At 64.2% G+C, this 23,825-nt stretch carries 19 protein-coding genes, 1 tRNA gene and 1 pseudogene; 5 read left to right on the forward strand and 16 right to left on the reverse strand.

Annotated features, from left to right (window positions below):
• Positions 1 to 773 (forward strand): DJ-1/PfpI family protein (locus AC1DRP_RS19300; RefSeq protein WP_476769299.1); only part of this gene is annotated, 773 nt, incomplete at its 5' end.
• A 164-nt stretch (positions 774 to 937) separates the two neighbouring features.
• On the opposite strand, the gene fdhD is transcribed toward AC1DRP_RS19300, so the two are convergent.
• On the reverse strand, positions 938 to 1,735 hold the full coding sequence (gene fdhD / locus AC1DRP_RS19305) for a formate dehydrogenase accessory sulfurtransferase FdhD (RefSeq protein ID WP_476769300.1): 798 nt from the start codon (positions 1,733 to 1,735) through the stop codon (positions 938 to 940).
• 304 nt (positions 1,736 to 2,039) lie between these two features.
• On the opposite strand from fdhD, the gene AC1DRP_RS19310 reads away from it, so the two are divergent.
• The 3 genes from AC1DRP_RS19310 to selD are packed head-to-tail and all read left to right on the forward strand — an operon-like array spanning position 2,040 to position 4,867.
• Positions 2,040 to 2,660 (forward strand): TlpA family protein disulfide reductase, encoded by a 621-nt coding sequence (locus tag AC1DRP_RS19310; RefSeq protein WP_441507794.1) that lies wholly within the window; start codon positions 2,040 to 2,042, stop codon positions 2,658 to 2,660.
• The gene (locus AC1DRP_RS19315; RefSeq protein WP_441507793.1) at positions 2,657 to 3,757 is read left to right on the forward strand and encodes a transglutaminase-like domain-containing protein; all 1,101 of its coding nucleotides are present in this window, start codon (positions 2,657 to 2,659) and stop codon (positions 3,755 to 3,757) included. The genes AC1DRP_RS19310 and AC1DRP_RS19315 overlap by 4 nt, the downstream gene beginning before the upstream one ends.
• Positions 3,758 to 3,799: 42 nt before the next feature.
• Complete coding sequence (gene selD, locus AC1DRP_RS19320; RefSeq protein ID WP_441491601.1) at positions 3,800 to 4,867, forward strand: selenide, water dikinase SelD; 1,068 nt, start codon at positions 3,800 to 3,802, stop codon at positions 4,865 to 4,867.
• A 90-nt stretch (positions 4,868 to 4,957) separates the two neighbouring features.
• Here the strand turns inward: selD and AC1DRP_RS19325 are convergent, their stop codons facing one another.
• The 14 genes and pseudogenes from AC1DRP_RS19325 to AC1DRP_RS19390 all read right to left on the reverse strand — a co-directional run bounded on the left by AC1DRP_RS19325 (position 4,958) and on the right by AC1DRP_RS19390 (position 21,005).
• A complete protein-coding gene (locus AC1DRP_RS19325; protein WP_441491600.1) occupies positions 4,958 to 5,338 on the reverse strand; it encodes a hypothetical protein in 381 nt (126 codons plus the stop codon).
• Positions 5,325 to 5,795 carry a hypothetical protein gene (locus AC1DRP_RS19330; protein WP_476769301.1) on the reverse strand — a complete coding sequence of 157 codons (471 nt, stop codon included), beginning with the start codon at positions 5,793 to 5,795 and terminating at the stop codon, positions 5,325 to 5,327. Before AC1DRP_RS19330 ends, AC1DRP_RS19325 begins: the two co-directional genes overlap by 14 nt.
• 15 nt (positions 5,796 to 5,810) lie before the next feature.
• Positions 5,811 to 5,906, reverse strand: a tRNA-Sec gene (locus AC1DRP_RS19335).
• A gap of 111 nt (positions 5,907 to 6,017) precedes the next feature.
• Positions 6,018 to 7,832: pseudogene (selB, locus tag AC1DRP_RS19340) on the reverse strand (selenocysteine-specific translation elongation factor); the annotation flags it as partial.
• The gene (locus AC1DRP_RS19345) at positions 7,829 to 8,578 is read right to left on the reverse strand and encodes a tetratricopeptide repeat protein (RefSeq protein ID WP_476769302.1); all 750 of its coding nucleotides are present in this window, start codon (positions 8,576 to 8,578) and stop codon (positions 7,829 to 7,831) included. The gene AC1DRP_RS19345 and the pseudogene selB, both read right to left, overlap by 4 nt.
• Positions 8,565 to 9,971: an L-seryl-tRNA(Sec) selenium transferase gene (gene selA / locus AC1DRP_RS19350; protein ID WP_441507789.1), complete on the reverse strand. Its 1,407-nt coding sequence runs from the start codon at positions 9,969 to 9,971 to the stop codon at positions 8,565 to 8,567. The genes AC1DRP_RS19345 and selA overlap by 14 nt, the downstream gene beginning before the upstream one ends.
• A 25-nt stretch (positions 9,972 to 9,996) precedes the next feature.
• Positions 9,997 to 10,917 (reverse strand): formate dehydrogenase accessory protein FdhE, encoded by a 921-nt coding sequence (gene fdhE, locus AC1DRP_RS19355; protein ID WP_441507788.1) that lies wholly within the window; start codon positions 10,915 to 10,917, stop codon positions 9,997 to 9,999.
• A gap of 68 nt (positions 10,918 to 10,985) precedes the next feature.
• The gene (locus AC1DRP_RS19360; RefSeq protein ID WP_441491595.1) at positions 10,986 to 11,681 is read right to left on the reverse strand and encodes a formate dehydrogenase subunit gamma; all 696 of its coding nucleotides are present in this window, start codon (positions 11,679 to 11,681) and stop codon (positions 10,986 to 10,988) included.
• On the reverse strand, positions 11,665 to 12,585 hold the full coding sequence (gene fdxH, locus AC1DRP_RS19365) for a formate dehydrogenase subunit beta (protein ID WP_441491594.1): 921 nt from the start codon (positions 12,583 to 12,585) through the stop codon (positions 11,665 to 11,667). Before fdxH ends, AC1DRP_RS19360 begins: the two co-directional genes overlap by 17 nt.
• Positions 12,586 to 12,595: 10 nt before the next feature.
• Entirely contained in the window at positions 12,596 to 15,679 is a 3,084-nt protein-coding gene (gene fdnG, locus AC1DRP_RS19370; protein WP_441507787.1) for a formate dehydrogenase-N subunit alpha, read from the reverse strand.
• Positions 15,680 to 16,290: 611 nt separating this feature from the next.
• Entirely contained in the window at positions 16,291 to 17,112 is an 822-nt protein-coding gene (locus AC1DRP_RS19375) for a hypothetical protein (protein ID WP_441507786.1), read from the reverse strand.
• 51 nt (positions 17,113 to 17,163) lie between these two features.
• On the reverse strand, positions 17,164 to 18,009 hold the full coding sequence (locus tag AC1DRP_RS19380; protein ID WP_441507785.1) for a hypothetical protein: 846 nt from the start codon (positions 18,007 to 18,009) through the stop codon (positions 17,164 to 17,166).
• A gap of 139 nt (positions 18,010 to 18,148) precedes the next feature.
• The gene (gene lon / locus AC1DRP_RS19385; protein WP_476769303.1) at positions 18,149 to 20,560 is read right to left on the reverse strand and encodes an endopeptidase La; all 2,412 of its coding nucleotides are present in this window, start codon (positions 20,558 to 20,560) and stop codon (positions 18,149 to 18,151) included.
• Positions 20,561 to 20,600: 40 nt separating this feature from the next.
• Positions 20,601 to 21,005 carry an Hsp20/alpha crystallin family protein gene (locus AC1DRP_RS19390; RefSeq protein WP_441507783.1) on the reverse strand — a complete coding sequence of 135 codons (405 nt, stop codon included), beginning with the start codon at positions 21,003 to 21,005 and terminating at the stop codon, positions 20,601 to 20,603.
• A gap of 1,137 nt (positions 21,006 to 22,142) precedes the next feature.
• Between AC1DRP_RS19390 and AC1DRP_RS19395 the strand changes: the two genes are divergently transcribed.
• Positions 22,143 to 23,489 carry an amidase gene (locus AC1DRP_RS19395; RefSeq protein WP_441507781.1) on the forward strand — a complete coding sequence of 449 codons (1,347 nt, stop codon included), beginning with the start codon at positions 22,143 to 22,145 and terminating at the stop codon, positions 23,487 to 23,489.
• A 48-nt stretch (positions 23,490 to 23,537) separates the two neighbouring features.
• Here AC1DRP_RS19395 and AC1DRP_RS19400 read toward each other — a convergent pair.
• A partial coding sequence (locus tag AC1DRP_RS19400; RefSeq protein ID WP_476769304.1) for a beta-barrel domain-containing protein occupies positions 23,538 to 23,825 on the reverse strand: 288 nt, incomplete at its 5' end.

Below are 23,825 nucleotides of genomic sequence, written 5' to 3' on the forward strand. Positions count from 1 at the left end.
TGACAGCACTGGCCGCGACAGGGGCGCTCTCGGGCTTGTTCGGACATGTGCGCGCGGCCGAGGCACAACCTGCGGCAACGGGTTCCGCGCCGATGCGCGTCGCGATGCTTGTCCACCCGGATATGGTCCTGCTCGATCTCGTCGGTCCGCTGACGGTGTTCTCGCTTCTGCAGGCTGAAACTCATCTGGTCTGGAAGGGCAGGGCAGCCGTCACCAGCGATGTGAAACTGCCGGTCACGCCAACAACGACATTCTCCGAATGCCCCCGCGATCTCGACGCCCTGTTCGTCCCCGGCGGGTTGAAGGGCAGTGTCACCCTGATGGGGGATAGCGAGGTGCTGGGTTTCCTCGCCGAACGCGGCGCGCAAGCTCGTTATGTCACAAGCGTCTGCACCGGCTCTCTGCTGCTCGGAGCCGCGGGACTGTTGAAGGGCTATCGAGCGACCTCGCACTGGTATGTCCGGGATCTACTGCCTTTGATGGGCGCAAAGCTCCAGACTGATCGCGTCGTGATCGATCGCAACCGGATGACTGGCGGAGGTGTGACGGCCGGACTGGATTTCGGATTGACGCTCGCTGCTGCGCTCGTGGGTGAGGAAACCGCACGCCACATCCAGCTCGTCCTTGAATACGACCCGCAACCGCCCTTCGATTCAGGCGCGCCTGAGCGTGCGGACAAGACGAATGTCCAAGATGTCCTCGCGCGCCGGTCACCGCTGATTGCAATGGCGAAGGCACAGGCCGAACAGGCGAGGTCACGCCTCGCGCTCTGAAGCACCGGCGCGAATTCCATGTTCGAGGACGAACCGCTTGCGTAACGTCCCCGGCAACAAGCGCACCACATCATCGGACCGGACATCATGTCTGGTCCGATGATCTAACCTTGTGTTTGCATCGCCTTTCCCGAAAGCCGCAATCTACATTTCGGGCCAATGCTTTAGGTCCACGATATGCGAGCGGGATGGGTGAATATCTCGAAGCCGTCGCCGCGTGCGATCCCGATCAGCGTCATTCCGGCATCGGCTGCCGTCCGTATGGCCAGCGCCGAGGGAGCGGAGACGGCAGCGAGAATTGGTAGTCGAGCGATGGCAGCTTTCTGAACCATCTCGACCGAGATGCGGCTGGTGAGGACACCGATGCCGGTATCGGCCTCGCGCTTCTGGCGGGCGAGTGCCCCGACCAGCTTGTCGAGGGCATTGTGCCTGCCCACGTCTTCGCGCAGGACAGCAAGGCCTTGGTGGCGCTCCCAGAGAGCGGCAGCATGCACTGCGTGCGTCTGACGATTCAGCGTTTGCTGGCCCGAGATCGATTGAACCGCCATCATGATCTCCTCAGGAGAGAAATTCAGGCCGAGCGGAACCGAATGCAGAGGCCGTATCGCCTCGGAGAGCTGCTCGATGCCGCACAAGCCGCAGCCGGTCGGTCCTGCCAGATAGCGACGGCGATGCTGGAGCTTCTCCGCAGGCGCATCAGCGAGCCAGATTTGCAACTCGATGCCGATCTCCTGCTCGATGATCGCAAGCGAGTGGATTTCATCCAGCGAGGGGATGATACCTTCGGTCAGGCTGAACCCGATCGCGAAATCCTCGAGATCATCGGGTGTCGCCATCATCACGGCGTAAGATGATCCGTTATAGGTGATCGCGATCGCAGATTCTTCCGGCACGGCGCGGCTGCTCGGAGCAAGGCCGCCATTTCGCCAGACCGTCGATTCTACCCGGAGGTGGCTCTCCATATCGATCGTCCTGCTGCGCCGACCGGAGATCGGACCGTCGCCTGCGAAAAATGGCACAGACCCACTGCCGTTGCGAGCGCCGCTGAGGAGGCATGGCGCGCTTCGTCCGAACAAGACGGAGAAGCGCGGGTGGGCTCGGCGCCCCAATGAAGCGCAGCGAGCGCTGGTCTGTATGTGACAGCGAAGCCGGAGCTCTCGTGGCACGGGCGCCTTCCAATCCGGACAGACCCTGGGTGCGCACTCATCATGTGCCGCGGCGAAAGTCGAAATTGACCTTGCTGGAGCATCTGGGACAAGATGAGGCGTGGTTACGGTCACGGCTCCCGAGTTTCGGGGCGCTCATCGACTGAATGCCGGACAAGGGCGCTCCTGGCGGGTGCTGTTGATCGCCTCGTCGCTGGTGCTCGCCAGCACGTCGAGCTTGGCCGAAGAGCTCAAGCCTTGGTTTGCCGAAACCACCCCAACACTCGTTCTCGACCGCCTCGACGGCGCTCGTATCGATCTGGCGGAGCTGCCCGGCGGTCCCGTGATCGTCCATTTCTTCGCGACATGGTGCGCCCCCTGCATCGAGGAGATGGCCTCGCTGAACGCACTCGCGGCTCAGCAGCCGGTCCAGCTCACGATCCTCGCCGTCGATGTCGGCGAGGTCGACGCCCGGGTCAGGACCTTCTTCCGCGAGCGCCCGGTTTCATTCCCCATCCTGCTGGACCGCGACCGCAGCGCGATGAAGGCCTGGCATGTTGAGGGATTGCCGACGAGCTTCGTGCTCGATCGCGACCTGAGCCCGGCCTTCAAGGCCGAAGAGCCGCTCGATTGGACGGGCCCGGCCGTCATCCCCGTGCTGACGCGACTGTCGCAGCGCAAGAACGGGACGCCGGCGGAACAGACGATCGATGGAAGCCAGAGCAGGGAGGAGATCCGATGATTACGCGTCGTGACATGCTGAAAACCGGTGCCGTGGTCGCAGCTGCGGGGTTTGTGGCTCCGCACCACGTCCTCGCCCAGGACGCCGTCTTTGCGCCTTCGCCCGGTGCCTGGCGCAATTTCGAGGTGCTGACCCGGCTCGAATTGCCGGCGAAGGGCAGGGCACAGGCCTGGATTCCGCTGCCATCAGTGCAGGAGGGCGAATGGATCAGGTTGGGTAAAAACGCCTGGCAGAGTAACGCTGCCTCGGCGGAGGTCGTCAGTGATCCCAAATATGGCGCGCAGTTGCTGCATGTTGTCTTCAAGGACGGTGAGGCAGCGCCCGCTATCGAGGTTCGCAGCAGTTTTTCGCTGCGCGACCGGGCCGAAGATCTCGGCGCAAGATCCCAGGCGCCAATTCTGAGCGCGGCCGAGCGCAGGCTTTATCTCGAGGCGACCGAGCTGATGCCCACCGACGGCATCGTCAAGGAGACTGCCGATAAGGCGATTGCCGGTAAGGCGAGCGACCTCGACAAGGCGCGAGCGATCTACGAATGGGTTGTCGTGAACACGTTCCGTGACGCCAGGACACGCGGTTGCGGTACCGGCGACGTCGCCTCGATGCTGCGCACCGGCAATCTTGGCGGCAAATGCGCCGATCTGAACGCACTCTATGTCGCGCTGGTACGTGCCGCGGGCATCCCGGCCCGCGACATCTACGGTATTCGCGTCGCGCCTTCGAAGTTCGGCTATGCCAGCCTCGGTGCCGGTTCCGCGACCATCACCAAGGCGCAGCATTGCCGAGCCGAGGTCTGGCTCGATGGCTATGGTTGGGTCGCAACCGATCCCGCCGATGTGCGCAAGGTCGTCCTGGAGGAGCCGCCAGGGAACAATGCAATCGACACGCCCAAGGTGGTGGCCGCGCGAAAGACGCTGTTCGGCGCCTGGGAGGGCAACTGGCTCGGCTACAACATGGCTCATGACCTGGAATTGCCGGGCTCGCGCCACAAGGTGGCATTCCTGATGTATCCGCAGGCTGAAATCGCTGGCGCGTTGCTCGACTGTCTCGATGCCGACACGTTCAAGTACACGATCAGGTCGGCCGAGATCACGGCTTAGTCGGCGAGGCGGATGGGGCGCTGCTCTTCTGGAGACTGGACCATGAGCGACACGATCGACCTTGACACTCCCGCTCCCCCCCGCCTGACCAGCCTGGCACATGGCGGCGGCTGTGGCTGCAAGCTGGCGCCGTCGGTCCTGCAGCAACTGCTTGCGGACCACCCTGCGGCAGGGCCTTACCGTCAGCTTCTCGTCGGCACGGAGACCGGCGACGATGCGGCGGTCTGGCAGATCGACGATGAGACCTGCGTCGTCGCGACGACGGATTTCTTCATGCCGATGGTCGACGATCCGCATGATTTCGGCCGGATCGCGGCGACCAATGCGATCTCGGATGTCTATGCCATGGGCGGCAAGCCGATCATGGCCTTGGCAATCCTCGGCATGCCCCTCGACAAGCTGCCGATCGAGACGACGCGCGAGATCCTGAAGGGCGGCGCCTCGATCTGCGCCCAGGCCGGCATTCCGGTCGCGGGCGGGCACTCCATCGATGCACCCGAGCCGATCTACGGACTTGCAGTGATCGGCCTGTTGAAGCTGCCGAACCTGCGCAGGAACAGCGGTGCGCGGCCGGGCGATGCGCTGATCCTGACCAAGGCATTGGGCGTGGGGATCTATTCGGCGGCCTTCAAGAAGGAGTTGCTGCCAAAGGCCGCCTATGACGAGATGATCGCCTCGACCACCCTGCTCAACCGCGTCGGCGCCGAACTAGCAGGGGATGGCGACGTCCATGCGATCACCGACGTCACCGGCTTCGGCATTCTCGGGCACGGGCTGGAGATGGCGCGCGGCTCGGGCGCGACCTTGCGGCTCCGCTTGGCTGAATTGCCCTTCCTCTCGCAGGCCGAGCAACTGGCACGCGACGGGCGCGTGACCGGTGCTTCGCACCGCAACTGGGCGAGCTATGGCGAGGGCGTCGCGCTACCGGCCGGACTGCCGGACTGGCAGCGCCATTTGCTCACCGATCCGCAGACCTCGGGCGGCCTCCTGGTCTCCTGTGCAGCAGGGAGGGCAGACGAGATTCTGTCCATGGTGAAGGCGGCTGGATATCCCTCCGCCCGCATCGTCGGAACAGTCGAGGCCGGCCCTGCGCGGGTGATCGTCAGCTAGATCATCGGACCGGATCTCGCATCCGCTCCGATGATCTGACCTTCCGCGTTTGCATCGGCCTTCCCGCAAACCGCAATTCGGGCCGTTTCCCTAGGTTTCATCGACCCGCATCCGGCGCCCCCAGACGTCGAAAAGCTCGCCGTGGTTCAGGACCAGCCGGTCGCGCTCCAATCCGTCTTCCAGCGAGCGCAAACGCGTGCGGGCGAGCGCGTCGTCGAGTGGGCCGCCCTTCTCTGCGCGGGTCGGAAAAAACGCGACGGCATCCCAGCTCACGCCGGCGCTGCGAAACATCAGGATGATGTCGCCCCAGTCGATCTCGTCGCCGATGACATGGACATAGGTGGAGCGCAGAGGCTCGACCTTCGGCTCGGCAATGCGGACCAGCACGATCAGCGCCGTGAACGGACCCTTTCGGAACGCTTTGGCGAGCCAGGCGTCGAAATCGGTACCCAGCCCTTTAGAAGTCGACACGCGGGGTCTCCGGCATATAGCGCTCGAACAGAGYGTAGAACTCCGTGCCGGTCTCCTCCCGGTACCAGTCCTCGAAGGCGAGCAGGGCGGCCTGCGAACCCCGACCGGGCGGCCCCTCGCTTGCGCTCATCTCGTCCTGTATCGCCTCGAAGACCGGCATCAGCCTGTCGAGGACGAGCGCCTGCCGCGGACCGATCTCGTCCCAGCCGAGCGCACTGGCGACGATGAACCTGGCGCGCGCAGTCGCCTTGTCGGGATCCTCTGCCTCGACGATGGCTTTGGTCGAGCTGCGCATCAGGTTGAGCCTGCGGAAGGCGTTGGCGCGTTCCCGGGCGAGCACCTCGATCCGCGTGGCCGCCTCGCGACGATACGCGTCCTCGGCCCGCCGGGCAGCTTCAGCCGCTTCCTCGAAGACCGCGATCAGGTTGAGGTCCGGCGCGTCTGTGTCTTCGGTCATGGCGCCTCAGTGAGCTGGCGGAAGAGAATGGGAGTCGAACCCACCAGAGACCGTCTGACGGCCCCTCCCGGATTTGAAGTCCGGACGCCCCACCGGGGACGCTTCTCCTCCATTCGACGCATCAACCGTCAGCGGACCGAACAGGTCGAGCCGCTGACGGTTGATGCGCCTGAGATCGCCGCGGCGGATTGTGACGCCATGGCGATCGAAGAATTCAAGGATCTGGATCGCGACCTTGCGGCCGTTATCGAGCCTGTCGCGAAACTGCGCGGCGTTGAACCCGGCCGGGTCGCGTGCCGCGAGGTCTGCCGCGACGCCGACCATTTCGGAGACCGTATCGCGCAGGAAGAAGTGGTCAAGTGCGAGCTCGTGGACATCGCCGCGACGCCCGGCAAGGCGGAACAGGCGGCGGATATCCTCCTCGCGGCAACCCAGGATCTGGGCGACGTCGCGTACGCGGGGCGGGCGGAAGCGCTCGCCGCTGCCGATCAACGGCGCGACGCGTGCCCAGAGCGCCTCATCCTGCGGCGTCAGCCTGACTTCGTGCTCGGGCCGCCTGATCCAGGAACCGATGACGACGAGTTCACCGGCATGCGCCAGCCGGGTCAGCGCCGTGCGGAAGACGGCGGCAGGCAAGCGCGGCGTCACGGCCAATCGCAGCCTTTCCAGCCCCATTCCCGGCTGGTCGGGGTGGTCGGCGTGATAGGCTTTCAATATCTCGATCACCGAGCCGGAGAGGTTCTTCCAGCTCTGCGGGAGCATGACCGAAGCACCGATTGGCACAAGGCCGAGCCTGACCGCCAGTGCCTCGGACTGCCCGGGCCCGAGCGCGCGGTCACGCGCGAAGGCCTCCAGCTCGGCATGATAGGGTGGCTCGTCGAGCAGCCTTGCCAGCGCCTCCGCATCGTCGGTCTCGGCTAGGGCGAACAGCTGGGYCTGCCTCTCCGGGCTTCGGCGCCGACGCTCCGGCGCGCGCAAGTCGAGGAAGCGGCCACCGCCGATCGTCCGTGAGGCGCTGGTGTCGCGCAGCACGAAGCGATCAAGCGTGGCGGCCGCAATCGGGCTGTCGAGCACGAGCTGTACCAGCGCCGTCGCGCCGGGCGCGATCTCGCCGCCAAGCAGGACGATGCGGGCGCCCACCTCGGTCGCCGCATGGTGCAGCCGCACCGGTTGCCACATCGCCAGCGGCTTCTTCTCGGATGCGACGATTGTGAGTTCGGCGTCGATCCGCGTGGCCGGAGCATGCAGATGCGAAGCGACAATCATATCGCCACGATGGATCGCGTCCTTTGATATCTCCGACCCCGCGAGATTGAGAGCACAGCGATCGCCGGCCGTACCTCGCTCAGTGGGGAGGTTCTGGGCGTGGATCGAGCGCACGCGTGCCGGGATGCCTGAAGGGGAGACAATGATGCTGTCGCCGACCGCGACTGCTCCCGAGAGGACCGTACCGGTAACGACCGTGCCGGCGCCGGAGAGTGTGAAGCAGCGATCCACGGCCAGGCGGAAGGCGCCATCGCCACGGCGCATATGCGAGGATTGGGCTCGTTCGCTCAGCCGCGCGGCAAGCTCGGCGATACCCGACCCGGTCACGGTCGAGACCGGCAGGATCGGTGCGTCAGGGAATGGCGTATCAGCAAGCAGCATACCGATCTCGCTGTGCAACGCGGCGAGGCGCGCCGCTTCGACGAGGTCGGATTTGGTGATCGCGACGACGGCTTGGCCAATGCCGAGCAAGCGGGCGATGTCGACATGCTCGCGCGTCTGCGGCATCACCCCGTCATCGGCCGCCACGACGAGCAGCAGCAGATCGATGCCGGAGGCGCCGGCCAGCATCGTGTGCACGAATTTCTCGTGACCAGGCACATCGATGAACCCGACGATCCGGCCATCCCGCTGCGGCCAAAAGGCAAAGCCGAGCGTGATGGTGATGCCACGCTCCTTCTCCTCCTTGAGACGATCGGTATCGACGCCGGTGAGGCGTTTCACCAGCGAGGTCTTGCCATGATCGATATGGCCCGCCGTGCCGATGATCATGGCGCGGCCTCTTCGGGCGCGACGGCCGCGCGCGCTGCCTTGATGAAGGGGGCGGCGAGCAGGCTGCCGCAGCGCTCGGCGTCCAGCAGGAGGCAGAGAGCGCGGGCAGCATCTTTCGTGACGCCTTGGCCGAGCAGTGTCGCGGCGCCGAGCATGGCCTTCGCGTCGGCGTCGCCGGCTTCGGCGCCGCGCTGCCACCACTGCGCCGCCAGCACCGGATTCCGCTCTACGCCGAGCGCCTCGTGATGCATCATCCCGAGCCGGGTCATGCTGGCAGCGATCCCGGCCCCGGCCGCGGCTTCCGCCCAGCGCAGGGCGTCGGGCAGGTCGGYCGCACTGCCGCTCTCAAGGAGCATCCAGGAGAGCATGTCCTGCGCCGGCGCATCACCCTGTTCGGCCGCGAGCCGGTAGAGCCGGGACGCCTCGGCGTCGCTTTGCGCGACGCCGTCACCCTTGAAATGCAGAGCAGCGAGATTGCGCTGGCCGACCGCATCGCCGCTTTCGGCCGAGAGCGAGAGCCAGCGCAGCGCGAGCGCCGGATCGGGCTCGACGCCCAGTCCCTCGGCGAAGCAGGCGCCGATATTGTTCTGGGCGCGCGCCAGGCCGGCATGAGCGAGCGGACCCCAGATGGCCAGCGCCGCACCGTAATCTCCACGCTCGACCGCCGCCGCGGCGGCAGCCATCGCCGTAGTGGTGTCGGCCGGCGGCGACCGGTCGCGACGGAGGAGGCGGTCAAGCAAGGGCATCGCCGGCCTCGGGATTCAACAAGCGCAATTGGCCGATGAAGGCGTCCTCGTCCTCCAGGCAGCGCAGGTCGAAGACCAGCGCGCCTTGAGCGATGCGCCCGATCACGGGCAGGGGTAGGGCGCGAAAGGCGGCGGCGAGTTTGTCCAGCGCCGCGCCGGAGGCCTTGCCGGATGGCTTCATCGTGATCCCGGCGCTCGGCAGCGTTTCGAGCGGCAGCGCGCCTGAGCCGATCTGGCTGGAGCAATCGGCGATTTCGACGATCCAGCCGGAGCCAAGAACGTCGGCGACGTGCGGCTGCACGCGCTCGGCCAGGATGCGCAGTGCGGCTACAGGGCGCGTGAACAAGCGCAGCGTCGGCAGCCTGTCGGCCAACCGGTCGGGGTTGCGGTAGAGCTTCAACGTGGCTTCAAGCGCAGCAAGGCGCAGCTTGTCGAGGCGCAGGGCGCGCTTGAGCGGGTTCTTCGCGAGCTGGGCCACCAGTTCCTTGCGACCAGCGATGAAGCCGGCCTGCGGCCCGCCGAGCAGCTTGTCGCCCGAGAAGGTGACGAGGTCCGCGCCGCCCTTCAGTGCATCCTGCACCGTCTTCTCATGGCGCAGCCCCCAGCGCGCGAGGTCGATCAGGGTGCCGGAGCCGAGATCATCGACGAAGGGGAGGTCATGCTGATGCGCCAGCGCCGCAAGCTCTGCGGGCTCAACGGCAGCGGTGAAACCCTGCACCATGTAATTCGATGTATGGACCTTCATGATCAGCCCCGTCGCGGAGCCGATTGCCTCGGCATAATCGCGCAGATGCGTCCGGTTGGTCGTGCCGACCTCGCGCAGGATCGCGCCGGCACGCGCCATGATGTCGGGCATGCGGAAGGCGCCGCCGATCTCGATCAGCTCGCCGCGCGAGACGATGGCCTCGCGGTCCCGGGCGAAGGTGTTGAGCACGAGCAGCACGGCCGAGGCGTTGTTGTTGACGAGCAGCGCGTCCTCGGCCCCCGTCAGTTCGCGGACGAGGTCGCGGACATGCGCGTCGCGCTCGCCGCGCTTGCCGGCCTCGATGTCGTATTCGAGGTTGGTCGGGGAGCGCATCGCCGTGATGACGGCGTCGATCGCCTCCTCCGCCAGCAGGGCGCGGCCGAGATTGGTGTGCAGCACCGTGCCGGTGAGGTTGATGACCGGTCGTTGCGACGGCCGCTCCTGATCCTCCAGGCAAGCCAACGCGCGCTCGGCGATCGCCTTGACGGGGGCAGGGTGGGGCGGTTCAGTTTGCCGCATCCGCTCCAGAACCTGACGGACAGCCCGTGTGGTCGCCGGTCGGCCGTGGCGTGCAAGGGCGAGCTCGCAATGCGGACTGCGTAGCACCTCATCCACCGATGGCGGGCGGAAGCGTTCGGGTCGGTTCATCAGGCTCCCTCCGGGAGACGCATGATCAGTAGCCGAGCAGGAAAGGGTTTACGCCAGCACGGCGCCATCCTGCTTCCGAGACCAGAAGGTCGAGGCCGAGGCTCGCGACATCGTCGGCCACTGGCTCCAACTCCGCATCCTTCCGTTGGTTCAGGATCTTCAGGTAGGTCCGGCACTCGTCGCAGGTCTCTGCCTTGATCGTGTCAGCGATCCCTTCGATGGCCTGATAGGCGATGCCCTTGGTCGAGCCGCAGGAGACGCATTTCACCCGGACATGGTTCCACTGCGTTGCGCAAAGCGAGCACTGGACATAGCGAACACCTTCGATGTTCGCCGTGGCCATGACCGCGCTGGCGACAGGCGGGCCGCCGCAGCACGGGCAGACGCCGTCGGCGACGGGCTGGGGCAGGGTGGCGTCGAGCAGCGCAGCGCGTAGAGCCCCAACGACTTGCAGGGCCGCAGCCGCGAAGATGTGTTCGGCGGCAGTCTCTGCAGGCACGGCGTCGTCGAGCACGGCTGCGAACATGGTACCGCGGGCGGCGCTGTCCGCTTCCTTCGCCCGGTTCAACGCGGCGCGAGCAAGCTCCGGCATGATGACGTCTTCGAGCAGAACGAGAAGCCCTCCGAAACAAGTGGACGTCGCCTCGTCCAAGGCCAACTCCGTACGCGGCAGCAGAGGCATCGCGTTGGCCGCTCGGCTCCGTTGTTCGGCGAGGGAGGGCATCGAGGGCGGAGCGATCACGCCCGCCAACTGCTCCTGGGCGGTTGAGAGCGCCGCAAGGAAGGTCAGATAGGGCTGGAGCTGGTGCCCCGGTGCCAGGGCTGCGAAGCGCATGGCGCGCAGCCCGAACATCAAGCGTGGGTCTGGAAGCCGGACGAAGGGGGGCTTGTCGCGTTCGGCGATGCCGACATCTTCAAAGGTCGCAAAATCCTGGCTGTCACTCATCAAGTATCAACCTCACGAACCCCACGGGCCACGTCGAGGCGGAGCAGCCGAAGCTGCCCCGCGAAATTCTATTCCGCCGGACCTATGCCATGACGGCGCGGGGGCACCTGCCGCTCGTCGATGACGCCCTTGCGGGCCTCGCGCCGGAGCCAGAGCCGATGATGCCGGAAGGCCCAGCCACCCGTCACCTTGCCCTCCGTCATCGCGTTGATCGTGCCRCGCACATAGAAGCCGGCATAGATATGGACGATGACGACCAGCAGCATCGCGATTGCCGCGAGCGCATGCACGATATGGGCGAAGCGCTGCTGTTCGATGGTGAAGCTGGTTCCGAAATACTCGTACCAGATCATCAGACCTGTCCCGAACAGGACGAGGATCATCAGCGTCATCAGCCAGAAGACGAGCTTTTGCGCTCCGTTATACTTGCCGATTTCGGGGAGATTCTCCTCGCGACCGGCCATCACATCGCCGATATGGCGCATCCATTCTGTATCGACACGGGTCCAGAAATTGTAGCGGACCATCTGGACGAACAGTATGGCAAAGCTCAGCAGCAGCACCACGCCGATCCAGGGATGCAGCATCCGTGTATTCGAGCCTCCACCGAAGAAGCTCGACAGGAAGAACAGCGACGGGTGAAACAGGGCGGCCCCGCTGAGCGCAAGCAGGATCAGGGAGATCGCCGTCACCCAGTGATTGACGCGCACGCGGCCGGGGTAGCGGTCGACGGTCGTGCGCTCTTCCTCACGCCTCACGGCCACGGGCTGCCTCCTCGTCGATCAGATGCTCGGCCTCGCGATCTTCCGCACGGCTGACATCGTTACGTCTTGCGACGGTCGCATGGACGAAGGCGAACATGGCGGCGAAACCCACGACAGCCATGCCGGTATATTTGGTCAGTCCCTTCCAGAGCTCAACGACCTGGCTGATCCTGGGGTTCTGCGGAAGGTTGGCATAGAGCTGCGGCCTGTCGGCATGGTGCAGCACGTACATCACATGCGTGCCGCCGACGCCCGGCGGATCGTAGATGCCGGCATTCTTGAAGCCGCGGGACTTCAGGTCGGTGATCCGGCCCTCCGCATAGTTCAGCATCGCGGCCTTGGTGCCGAAGACGATCGCGCCGGTGGGGCAGGCCTTGGCGCAGGCCGGCGCCTGGCCAACCGAGACCCGGTCGGAACAGAGCGTGCACTTATAGGCCTTGTGATCGGTCTGGCTGATGCGCGGGATGTTGAAGGGGCAACCCTTCACGCAATAGCCGCAGCCAATGCAGTTCTCCGAGACGAAGTCGACGATACCGTTATTGTACTGAACGATGGCGCCGGGGGCGGGGCAGGCCTTGAGGCAGCCCGGATCGGCGCAATGCATGCAACCATCCTTGCGGATCAGCCATTCCAGATTGCCGCTCTCCGCATTTTCCCATTCCGTGAAACGCATCAGCGTCCAGGTATTCGGCGTCAGATCGTGCGGGTTGTCATAGACGCCGATGTTGAAGCCGACCTCCTCGCGCAGGTTGTTCCATTCAAGGCATGCCGCCTGGCATGCCTTGCAGCCGATGCATTTCGAGACGTCGATAAGCTTCGCGACCTCGAAATCATGCCGAACATCCGGCGGCCTGAAGGTCGTGGCCGAGATGCGGGCGAAGTCCTGACTCTGCAATCCTGCCATCGCCGCCTCCTCAGCTCGTGACCGGCCCGTTGCTCGGCTCGACATTCACCAGGAACGCCTTGAACTCGGGCGTCTCGATGTTGGCGTCGCCGACGAACGGAGTGAGGCTGTTGGGGCCGAAACCCTTCCTTGCCGCACCGGTGAAGCCCCAATGGAGCGGGATGCCGACGATATGGACCGTCTTGCCGTCGCAAATCATCGGCTTGATGCGCTTGGTCACAACGGCCTTCGCATGCACGGAACCACGGTTGGACGAGACCTTCACCCAGCTGCCAGGCTGGATGTTCTTCTCCGCGGCCAGTTGTTCGCTGATCTCGACGAAGAACTCCGGCTGCAGCACCGCATTGACCCAGACATGCTTGGTCCAGAAGTGGAAGTGCTCGGTCAGGCGGTAGGATGTTGCCGCATAAGGGAACTTGTCCGAAGTGCCGAGCGCCGCCAGATCGTCCTTGAAGATGCGAGCGGCGGGGTTGCCGCGGATCTTGGGCGCCATGACATTGGTGACCGGGCTTTCGAACGGCTCGTAATGGGCCGGGAAGGGGCCGTCTTTCATCATGCCCCGCGAGAACAGCCGCGCGGTGCCCTCAGGGTTCATGATGAAGGGGCCGACATCCCGCGGCTTGGCGGCCGGCGCGATGTCCGGCACGTCGAACCCGGTCCAAGTGCTGCCATTCCACTCGATCAGCCTGCGCTTGGGATCCCACGGCTTTCCGTCGATATCGGCGGAGGCGCGGTTGTAGAGGATGCGCCTGTTGGCCGGCCAGGCGAACGCCCAGTTGGCATAGGCGCCGGTATTGCCGGGGTCGCTCGTATCCCGGCGGGCCATCATGTTGCCCCGCTCGGTCCAGGAGCCCGAATAGATCCAGCAGCCGCAGGCCGTCGATCCGTCATCGCGCAGCTGCCCGAACGTATCGACCAACTTGCCCTTCTCCAGCACGATCTTGCTCGGATCGACCGGGTCGGTGACGGTCGAGACGACGTAGCCGTTCATCTCCTTCGCCAGCTCGTCCGGCATCGGATCGTCCGGTATCCGATAGGGCCAGTGCAGGTTGAGGATCGGATCAGGGAAGGCGCCGCCTTCCTTCTGGTAGAGCGCCCGCAAGCGGAGATGGAGCTGCCCCATGATCCAGGTGTCGCTCTTGGCCTCGCCGGGAGGTTCGGCTCCCGGCCAGTGCCATTGCAGCCAGCGGCCGGAGTTGACGAGCGAGCCCTCATCTTCTGCGAAGCAGGTCGTCGGCAGCTCGAACACCTCGGTCTGGATGGCCTCGGGCTTGACGTCGTTGAAGACGCCCTCGTCCTTCCAGAAACGCGATGTCTCCGTCTGCAACGGGTCCATCACGACGAGGAATTTCAGCTTGGAGAGCGAAGCCGTGACCTTGCCCCGATTAGGGAAGGACAGCAGCGGATTGAAGCCCTGGCAGAAATAACCGTTCACCTTCCCCTGGTTCATCAGTTCGAAGGTGCGCAGCACGTCGTAGCCCGGCACGTCGAGCTTCGGCAGCCATTGATAGGCGAAATCGTTCTCCGGCGTCGCCGCATTGCCCCACATCGACTTCAGGAAGCTCACCATGAACTTCTTGTAGTTCTGCCAGTAGCTCATCTGGTTGGGGCGCAGCGGCTTGAAGCCGCGCGTGCTCATATAGGTCGTGAAATCGACCTCCTTGTCCGTCGGCAGGGTCAGATAGCCGGGGATCAGGTTCGACATCAGGCCGATATCGGTCAGGCCCTGGATGTTGGAATGGCCGCGCAGCGCATTCATGCCGCCGCCACGCATGCCGATATTGCCGAGCAGCAGCTGCAGCATCGCCATCGAGCGGATGTTCTGCGAGCCCTTGGAGTGCTGGGTCCAGCCGAGCGCATACATCGACGTCATGACCTTGTCGCGCGCCGACGTCTCCGAGATCATCTTGCAGATCGTCAGGAACTTGTCCTTCGGCGTGCCGCAGATGCGTTCAACCATCTCCGGCGTGTAGGCCGCGATGTGGGTCTTCAGGAGCTGGTAGACGCTTCGCGGATGCTGCAGCGTCTCGTCGATCTGCACGTAGCCGTCCGGACCGAGCTCGTATTCCCAGCTTGAGCGGTCGTAATCGCGCTTGGCTTCGTCGTAACCGGTGAACAGACCCTCCTGATAACCAAAGCCTTCCTTCACGAGGTACGGCGCGTTGGTGAAGGCGCGCACATAGTCGTGCTGGATCTTGTCGTTATCGATGCAGTACTTCATCACCCCCAGGAGGAAGGCGATATCCGTGCCCTGCCGGATCGGCGCATAGAAATCAGCGACGGACGCCGAGCGCGTGAAACGTGGATCGACGACGATCAGCTTCGCACCCCGCTGGGCTTTCGCTTCAGTGACCCATTTGAAGCCGCAAGGATGCGCCTCGGCGGCATTGCCGCCCATGATGACGACGAGATCGGTATTCTTGATGTCCGTCCAGGAGTTCGTCATCGCACCGCGACCGAATGTTGGGGCCAGACTGGCCACCGTCGGTCCGTGTCAAACGCGCGCCTGGTTGTCGAACGCCAGCATCCCGGTGCTTCGCACCACCTTGTAGGTCATGAAGGCGGTTTCGTTGGTCGTCGCCGAGGCCGCCAGGAACCCGGTGGACAGCCAGCGATTGACCGTCACACCATCCTGATTGGTGGCGATGAAATTCTTGTCGCGGTCGTCCTTCATCAGCCGCGCTATGCGGTCGAGCGCCTCCGCCCAGCTGATGCGCTTGAAGTCACGTTGGCCGGGGCCGCGATATTGCGGGAATTTCGTGCGCGTCTCGGCATGGACGAAATCGAGCAGGGCCGAGCCCTTGGGACAGAGGGTACCGCGGTTCGTCGGATGATCCGGATCGCCCTCGATATGGATGATCGCCGAATGGGCATTTTTCGATCTATCGCCCAGGCCGTACATGATGACGCCGCAGGCGACAGAGCAATAGGGACAGGTATTTCGCGTCTCGGTGGTTTGCGCCAGCTTGAAGGGGCGCACGGCCTGAGCCAGCGCCTGCTCCGACTCCCCGAACCCCAGCGCAGCTATGGCTGTTCCAGCCAGTCCCGTTCCTGCGCCTCTCAAAAACTGGCGGCGCGATAGCTCTTGAAGCATCCGGACCTCCCAGAAGGCGACATATTCGCCCTTGTTCTCTTTGGAATAGTGAAACTCTGGACCGACGGCGTCAAGATGACTTTCCGGAAACTGGCGGCCGGGCGCGTATGCCGCCGCGGCACCATTTCGTCGTCTTGTAGATTATATCCATCGCATATTTGGAGTATCGACCGATATTTTGCACCGACCCCGATCGAATGATATCAACCATATGCAGATATATTAACAAATCGATTGATGACGCTACGTATGACAGCGAGTAACGACTGATAATATCTACAACCTGGAGCACTAAGAACGAAGTCCTGCCTAAATATTGGTCGCATTGCTCGATTATCGTCCGATTCCTACAAATGTTCGGATAGCCTCGCGGTCGCGTTGTCGGGCGACTGCGTCAATCTGCCGGTCCGGGAACCGCGCCTCCATTTGCGACACGGATCGTCGGCTGTCCTACGTAAGGGACCGGGTTGCCGCAAAACGAATCATGTCGAGGAGAAATCTGCCGCGTGGAAGCATGGCGTCGGGGCCTGGGACATCGCTGCGGTGCTCCAACCAGCCTGCAAGAGCGTTGCCATCGCCCTGAGATGTCGCGCCGTGCCTGCGGGTTCGGGCTACCCGCAAGGCGCTCTGCCGTCGGATTGGAGATAGGATTTCAATTCAGCCGGGGTGGAGTTGAACAGGCCAGTGAAATCCTTCTGAGTGACGAACCCGGCTCGCGACAAGAGGCGGATCTGTTCGGCGAGCGGCTCCGGCACGAAGGCAGACGGTTGATAGCCCGAGGTAACGTCATTGCCGCGGCCTCTGTCGGCACTATCGACAGCGACGATCATTCGACCCATCTCGCTTTCGCGGACATTCTTTACCATGGAAATGTGTTCCCGCCGCGCGCGAACGAATTCGCTTAGCCGTGCGACCAAGCGGTTGCGGTATTGGTCGTCGCAAAATCGGTTCTTGTAGATGCGCATCGTGCACGCCAGGAACTCCGCTCCTTTCTCTGGTCCCAGGAATGTCTGCCCGCGTTTTTCCGCGTAGGCTGCGGCATCTCTGCTCGTGGGCTTCATGCAGCGTTCGTGCAGTTCGCTGTCGATCGCACTGAAGCCATCGGCAGTTTGCTGCATCTCAAACGTCATCATCCAGGACTGGCCGACGATGAACGGCACCGGTCCTTGCTTGTTGTAGGACCGCGCAACCGCAACGGGATCGGAACCGAAGCCCGCAACAACGGCCGGAGCAGTCGGGGGTGGGGGGCTGGAGCTGCGCCCCAGCAAGAAATAGGCGCCAGAAAAGCTCACGAGAATGGCGACCACGCCGATTGCAATGTCGGCCACGCCTATGCCAGGACCGCCGCTCCCGCCCTGGGGACCGCGAGAACTTGCCTCAGCGCCACCGCCTTTTGCATCGGTGGTCGGAGGCTTCCTCTTACCGAACGACATGGTCTCGATCCCGCTACACTCGTGTTGTCTTATCGGGCAGATGCCGGCGTCCTATCGTGGGCAGACGCTGGTTGCGCCGTACCCGTCCGGATCAATGCGAGTATCCGCCTTCACGCTTCGTTGGCCGATCTCGATCCGGCGTGCGTTCGTGGTCGACCAGACGCGCAAATTCTCTCTGGGGATGCCGAAATAGCGCTGCCATCTGTCCAGCGCCGCGCAGACCAGTCGCTGCCGGGGTCTATCCGTTGGGAAACGGGAATAGTCTCCCGGGCTTGCCACGTCCCCGGCCCCAAAGGCACCGACGCGAAACCCTGCGAGCAGTCCATCCCTGGCTCCGGCGAGATCAAACGCAAACGGTCCTTCGACGCCAATCTTCGCCCGCTGGCTCGGGAGTGCCCCGCTGATCTGCAATAGAGCCGGCCTGTCGGCGATGAGGACGACGGCAGACGCGCCAATGTTGGACAGGTCCAGGGCAATGGCCTGCGGGTCCGATTTGCCGGGGAGCTTGGCCTGCGCCTCAGAGGTCACTGCGGTCGTTTCGGCCGCACTGACGGCGTGGAAGAGGACATGCACCATGTCCGTATTCCTGGCCTCGGCAGATTGCGCGGTCATGCCCTCGAGGCGCTGGAAGAGCCGTTTCAGCGCCTCGGCATCGTCACCGGAGACGACGCCGCTCGCGCGTTGCGCCGATTCGATTTTTGTCAGCAGGGGATCGAATGACGGGGTCGCGCGCCAGAGATGAAAATTCACGGATACGAAGATGCTCGCTGCGGTCACAATCGGCAGCACCAGGACAAGAATGAGCAAGGCATTGGCGACGCGCCCAGCCCGCGTCGCAACCGCGCTGCCGGCCTCCTGCACAGCGGGGTCTTGTTGCTGCTTCCTTCCGAATGACATCGTCCGTGCCTCAGCCGTCCAATCGGGCGGGAGGATACTGCCTGCCGCGATCCTTACGCTGGGTTAAGCGACCCAGGGTAGAACAGGAAATGGYGCCACGAAATTGAGGGGAGGGCCGTGGCGTGGCCCGATGACGTCCTCACTCAGCCGCAGCAGCCTGATCCGCCGGCTTGTCCTCGAGCGCGGCCGTCATCGCGTCATCGACCTTTTCCAGCCAGATGAATTCGAGCCTCTTGCGGGCATCCTCCGGGATGTCCTCGAAATCGCGGCGGTTGCGGGCTGGCAGCATGACGCGGGTGAGCCCGGCTGCTGCTGCCGCGACGACCTTCTCCTTGATGCCGCCAACCGGCAGAACCAGCCCGCGCAAGCTGATCTCTCCCGTCATGGCAGTGTCGCTTCGCACAGTACGGCGGGTCAGGAGCGAAACCAGCGCGGTGAACATGGCAACCCCGGCGCTTGGCCCATCCTTGGGCGTAGCGCCGGCGGGGACGTGAATATGGATATCGCTCTCGGCGAACATGGCGGGGTCGATGCCTAGTGATGAAGCACGGTTCTTGACCACACTGAGGGCGGCCTGGGCGCTTTCGCGCATCACGTCGCCAAGCTGGCCGGTCAGGATCAGGTTGCCCCTTCCGGGAATGCGGGTCGCCTCGATGAAGAGGATGTCGCCACCAACCGGCGTCCAGGCCAGCCCGGTGGCAACGCCGGGTACGCTTGTGCGCATGGCGACCTCGTTCTCGAAACGGGGCGGACCGAGGATCATCGCCAGATCATCGGCCCCGATGCGAACCTGCGTGGCGCTGCCCTCGGCGATCTGTACCGCCGCGTGGCGCAGTGCGCGGCCGATCTCGCGTTCGAGGCCGCGCACTCCGGCTTCGCGGGTATAGTCATGGATGATCCGCCGCAGCGATACGTCGTCGATCTCGACCTGCCCAGGCGCGAGACCGTTGGCCTCGAACTGTCGGCGCAGAAGATAACGCCGCGCGATCTGAAGCTTTTCKCTTTCGGTGTATCCGGAGAGGCTGATGATCTCCATGCGATCGAGCAGCGGCCCGGGGATCGTGTCGAGCATGTTGGCGGTGGTGAGGAACACGACGCGGGAGAGATCGAACGGGACGCCGAGATAGTTATCACGGAAGGTCGCGTTCTGCTCCGGGTCCAGCACTTCCAGCATGGCGGCGGAGGGATCGCCCTGGATGCCCCGGCCCATCTTGTCGATCTCGTCGAGCATCATCACGCAATTGCGCGCCTTGGCCTTGCGGATCGCCTGGATGATGTTGCCGGGCAGGGCGCCGATATAGGTTCGGCGATGGCCCCGGATTTCGGCCTCGTCATGGACGCCGCCCAGGCTCACACGCGAAAAGGGGGGCCCCATGGCTCGCGCGATCGACTGACCGAGCGAGGTCTTGCCGACACCGGGCGGGCCGACGAAACACAGGATCGGCGCCTTGCCTCCCGGCGCGAGCTTCCGCACTGCGAGGTATTCGATGATGCGGCGCTTGATCTTGTCGAGCCCGAAATGATCCTCGTCGAGAATCTGGCGGGCGGCAGCCAGGTCGATCGGTTTCTCCTCGGGGAGGGCCCAGGGCAGCTCGATCAGCCAGTCGAGATAGGTGCGAACCATGCCCGCCTCGGCCGCGGCCTCCGGCATGCGCTCGTAGCGGCGCAATTCCTTGCGCGCGACCTCTTCCGCTTCCGGCGTCATCCCGCCCCTCGCGATCGCTTCGGTGAGCTCGGCGACCTCCGGCCCTCTGCCGTCCGTCTCACCCAGTTGGCGCTGGATCGCTGCCATCTGCTCGCGCAGGATCGCTTCGCGTTGGCGCGCATCGAGCGATTCCTTGGTCTGGCGGCCGATTTCCTGGGTCAGCCGCAAAACTTCGATCCGCCGGGCCAGGAAATGCGAGATCCTGTCCATGCGCTTGGTGATGTCGATGGTCTCGAGGAGCTCCTGCTTCTCGTCGACCGTGATATCCAGATAGGCGGCGACGAGATCGGCCAGGGCCGTGGGCGAAACGGCCGATTGAACGGCCGCAAGCAGTTCCTGCGGCACCTGCGGGAGGAGTTGCAGCGCCTCGAGCGCCTGTTGACGCAGATGGAGTGTATGAGCCTCGATCTTCGGTGTGAGGAGATCGGGCTGCTCGATCCGCAACACACGCGCCGCGAAGAAGGGGTTCTCGACCACAAACTCGACCAGGCTGAAGCGTTGCTCCCCTTGCAGGACAAGGTGATGGCTGCCGTCCGGCGCGTTGATATAGCGAAGGACATTGGCGACCGTTCCCACCCGGTGCAGGTCCGCAGGCGCCGGATTCTCGATCTCGGAGTCGCGCTGCATCAGAATGCCGACCGGTCGCTCTTCGCGAAGCGCCTGCTGGGCCGCAAGGACCGAACGCTCTCGTCCGATCGTGATCGGGAATACCGTTCCGGGGAAGAGAACCATGTCGCGGACCGGAACGATGATCAGGGCATCGGAAGGCACGGTCGAAGGCGCCGCGGGATGAGCGACCGATGCCGCCGGCTGTTCGGTTTCCTGCTCTCGATCCTCGCTCGGCATGAATCCCTCCCAGGCACCTGTTCGCGAACGGCTCTCGACCTCAAATCGATTTCTGCAGGCTGAGCACCAGGCAGCCATTCGCGTCGCTGCGCGTCACGGCCGCGTAGCGTCCTTGGGGCAGGCGGACGCGGCGCTCGAAATGGCCCTGGGGAATCTCAAGCCGATGGATAGTCGCGGTGCGGAGTTCCGAGGGCAGGGTGCGGCGCCCCACCACGACGAGTTCGCCGTCTTCGATGGCGATTTCGACCTGGTCGGTGCACACTCCCGGCAAGGCGACCAGGATCAGGACCTCAGTCTCGAGCTCGAGTACGTCGACCGGTGGGACCCAGGACACCTGTTGGGCCGCCTGGCGTGGCTGGAAGAACTGTCGGTGCAGATGCTCGGCCCGCGTCAGCATCGCGATCGCTTCCGACCACATCCAGCTCTGATGATCGTCACGCCTCATGTCCGCAGCTCCACTTAAGGTGCTTCCAGCATTCTAGAGCCTAGCCACGCATCATGGCCAGATTGGGCATGAGCTTGCGTCCTGAGCAACAGATAGGGCGCGGCAGAACAGGGCGCCACGGCGTGACGGAATATAGCGCGCAGGCTGAACCTTGCGACCGCAGGAGCGATCCTCGCTGCAAGAATCCTTCGGTCACTCGTATGAAATCGAAAGAGCGCTCGCCCAAGCTCACCCGACACAGCCGAGCGCGCTTCGCTAAGATAAAAAGCAAACCAAACTAGGTCTTTACGGGAATAATCTCACCACTGACTTTCAAGTTGTGAGCGGCTGCATCTCGCGCAGTCACGGCATCGCGGTCCTACCTTCGAGCCACTAGAACGCGCAGCCCGCGCGCAATGAGTTCGCCCGCCTGTCGAAGTTCCAGGCGTTTCTCGAGGCGCTGCAAACCTGGAAATACCATCCGAGGCGCGGCCTTCGCTGAAGCAGCCCACAATGATGGTTCAGGGAGACCGATCGGGCTTTCGGATTCCCGAGCATCCATGCGCATGAGGCGGATGGTGGCCGGATCCACCACTCGTTCCTGCACCACACTGGTGCTGTCAGGACCGGCCGGGCCACGAGAACATCTCTCGGCAGCGCATCGGGGTTGCAGCGGCCAATCGTCCGTCCATGCCAGCAGCAGGGCAGTGTACACCGCGATGTGACGGCTCAAGCGTTTGTCGCCGTCAGCATGAGCTCCGTCAGTCTCGGATCCGAAGGAGGGCTCGATCGGTGCTCCAAAGAGCGCCGCCTTGATTCGCATAAGACATATTATGGAACCAAACTATATGATCCTCGATCCCCTGATCCGGGCGCGGCCTTGCTTGCCGAATGGCCAGCCGATCAGGAAATCAGTCGATCGATAAATCAAATAGGTCATTCACGACAGCCTCTTATGGCAATGTGCCAAAGTAGATTGGCGACCTCTCCGCTTGCCGATATTCCAACCGTTCGGGACACTGGCTCATTGTCTTGGAGCAGGCTTGATTGATGCGGGACCGCGCGCCTCGAAATGCATGGCAGAGCCATGGTCGCCAGGAATGGATTTCGACCGTCAGCCCGGATACAGCCTGACATGATGGCTGCTTCGGGGAATCGATGACCATGCGCACGTTGCAGGATTGTGCTGAAGCTCTGGCCGGTGGAACGATCACCGCCCGTGCGCTGGTGGAGGAATGCCTCGAACGGATTTCAGATCCGGCGGGCGAAGGTCGACGCGCCTTCATCTCGGTCTCGGCAGTCAGCGCCCGGGCGTCGGCTGATGCCCATGACGGCTTGCGGCGGGTCGGCCGTGCGGCCGGCCCATTCGCCGGCATTCCCTTCGCCGTGAAGGACCTCTTCGACGTTGCCGGCGAACGGAGCATGGCTGGCTCACGTGCACTGGCCGATTGCGCGCCGGCGAAGGCTCATGCGCCGACGATCGCACGCATGATTTCGGCCGGGTTCATCCCGATCGGCCGGACCAACATGACCGAATTCGCCTATTCGGGAATCGGTGCCAATCCACATTATGGAACGCCGCTCAGTCCCTGGGATCGCGCCTCACGCCGCATTCCGGGTGGCAGCTCGTCAGGCTCCGGCGTGGCGGTTGCCGATGGCATGGCACCGGTTGCACTCGGCAGTGACACGGGCGGCTCATGCCGGATTCCGGCCGCGCTCTGCGGCATTGTCGGCTACAAGCCGACAGCGCGACGGGTGCCGCTCGATGGCGTCGTCCCGTTGTCGAGCAGCCTTGATTCATTGGGGCCGCTCGGCGCCAGCGTGGCCTGTTGCGCCATTGTTGACGGCGTCCTGGCGGCCGACTCTCTTGCGCCGCCGCTGCCACGCCCTATTGCGGGTCTGCGCCTTGCCATCCCGACCCAGATCGTCAGGGATGGCATGGATGCAACCGTGTCCGCCGCTTTCGACCGCGCAGTCAGCCGCCTGAGCGCGCTTGGCGCGCTGATCAGCGATGTTGATTTCGCGCCGCTCGGGGCAATTGGCAAGGCCAACAGCAAGTTCGGCTTCGCGGCGCCCGAGGCTTTCGCCTGGCACCGCGCGCTGCTCGAAACGAAGGGCGAGCTTTACGACCCCCGCGTCAGCAGCCGGATCGCGACCGGCGCACAGGCGCTGGCCGCCGATTATCTCGATCTCGTCCTGGCCCGGCGCGAGATCATCGCGGCAATGGATGCGCTTACCGCAGGCTAYGACGCGCTGCTGATGCCGACCTGCCCGATCATGGCGCCGCGCCTGGACGATCTGACGGAGGATCCCGAGTATTTCCGGCTGAACGGGCTGCTGTTGCGCAACCCGAGCCTCGGCAACTTCCTTGATCGCTGCGCGATCAGCCTGCCCTGCCATAAGCTTGGCGAGGCTCCGGTCGGATTGATGCTGACCGGCGAGACCGGCGGTGATCGCACCCTGTTTGCCATTGCCGCCGGGATCGAGGCGGCCTTGCGGCAATGAGTGCTCCAAGAGGGGCGGGCACAGCCCCTCCCCCCGTATGGCTCTGTTTCAGCGTTCCTTGAAGATCCTGTTGGCGTGGTCTGCGAAGGGTTTCGTCAGGAACGAGAGCGCGGTGCGTTCCTCGGTGGTGATGAAGACCTCGACCGGCATTCCGGGCTGGAGCTTGCGGTCGCCGAGGGCGGCGACGAGATCGCCGTCGATCTGGATCTCGCCGGTGTAGAAATTGGCGCCGGTGGTGGGGTCGCGGGTGGTCGCCGGGGAGAGATGGCTGACGGTGCCCGGCAGYTCCGGGGTCGMRTTCTTGGCGAAGGCGGAGAAGCGCAGGCGGGCGGGCTG

This window comes from Allobosea sp. 01N443, from assembly GCF_056399325.1.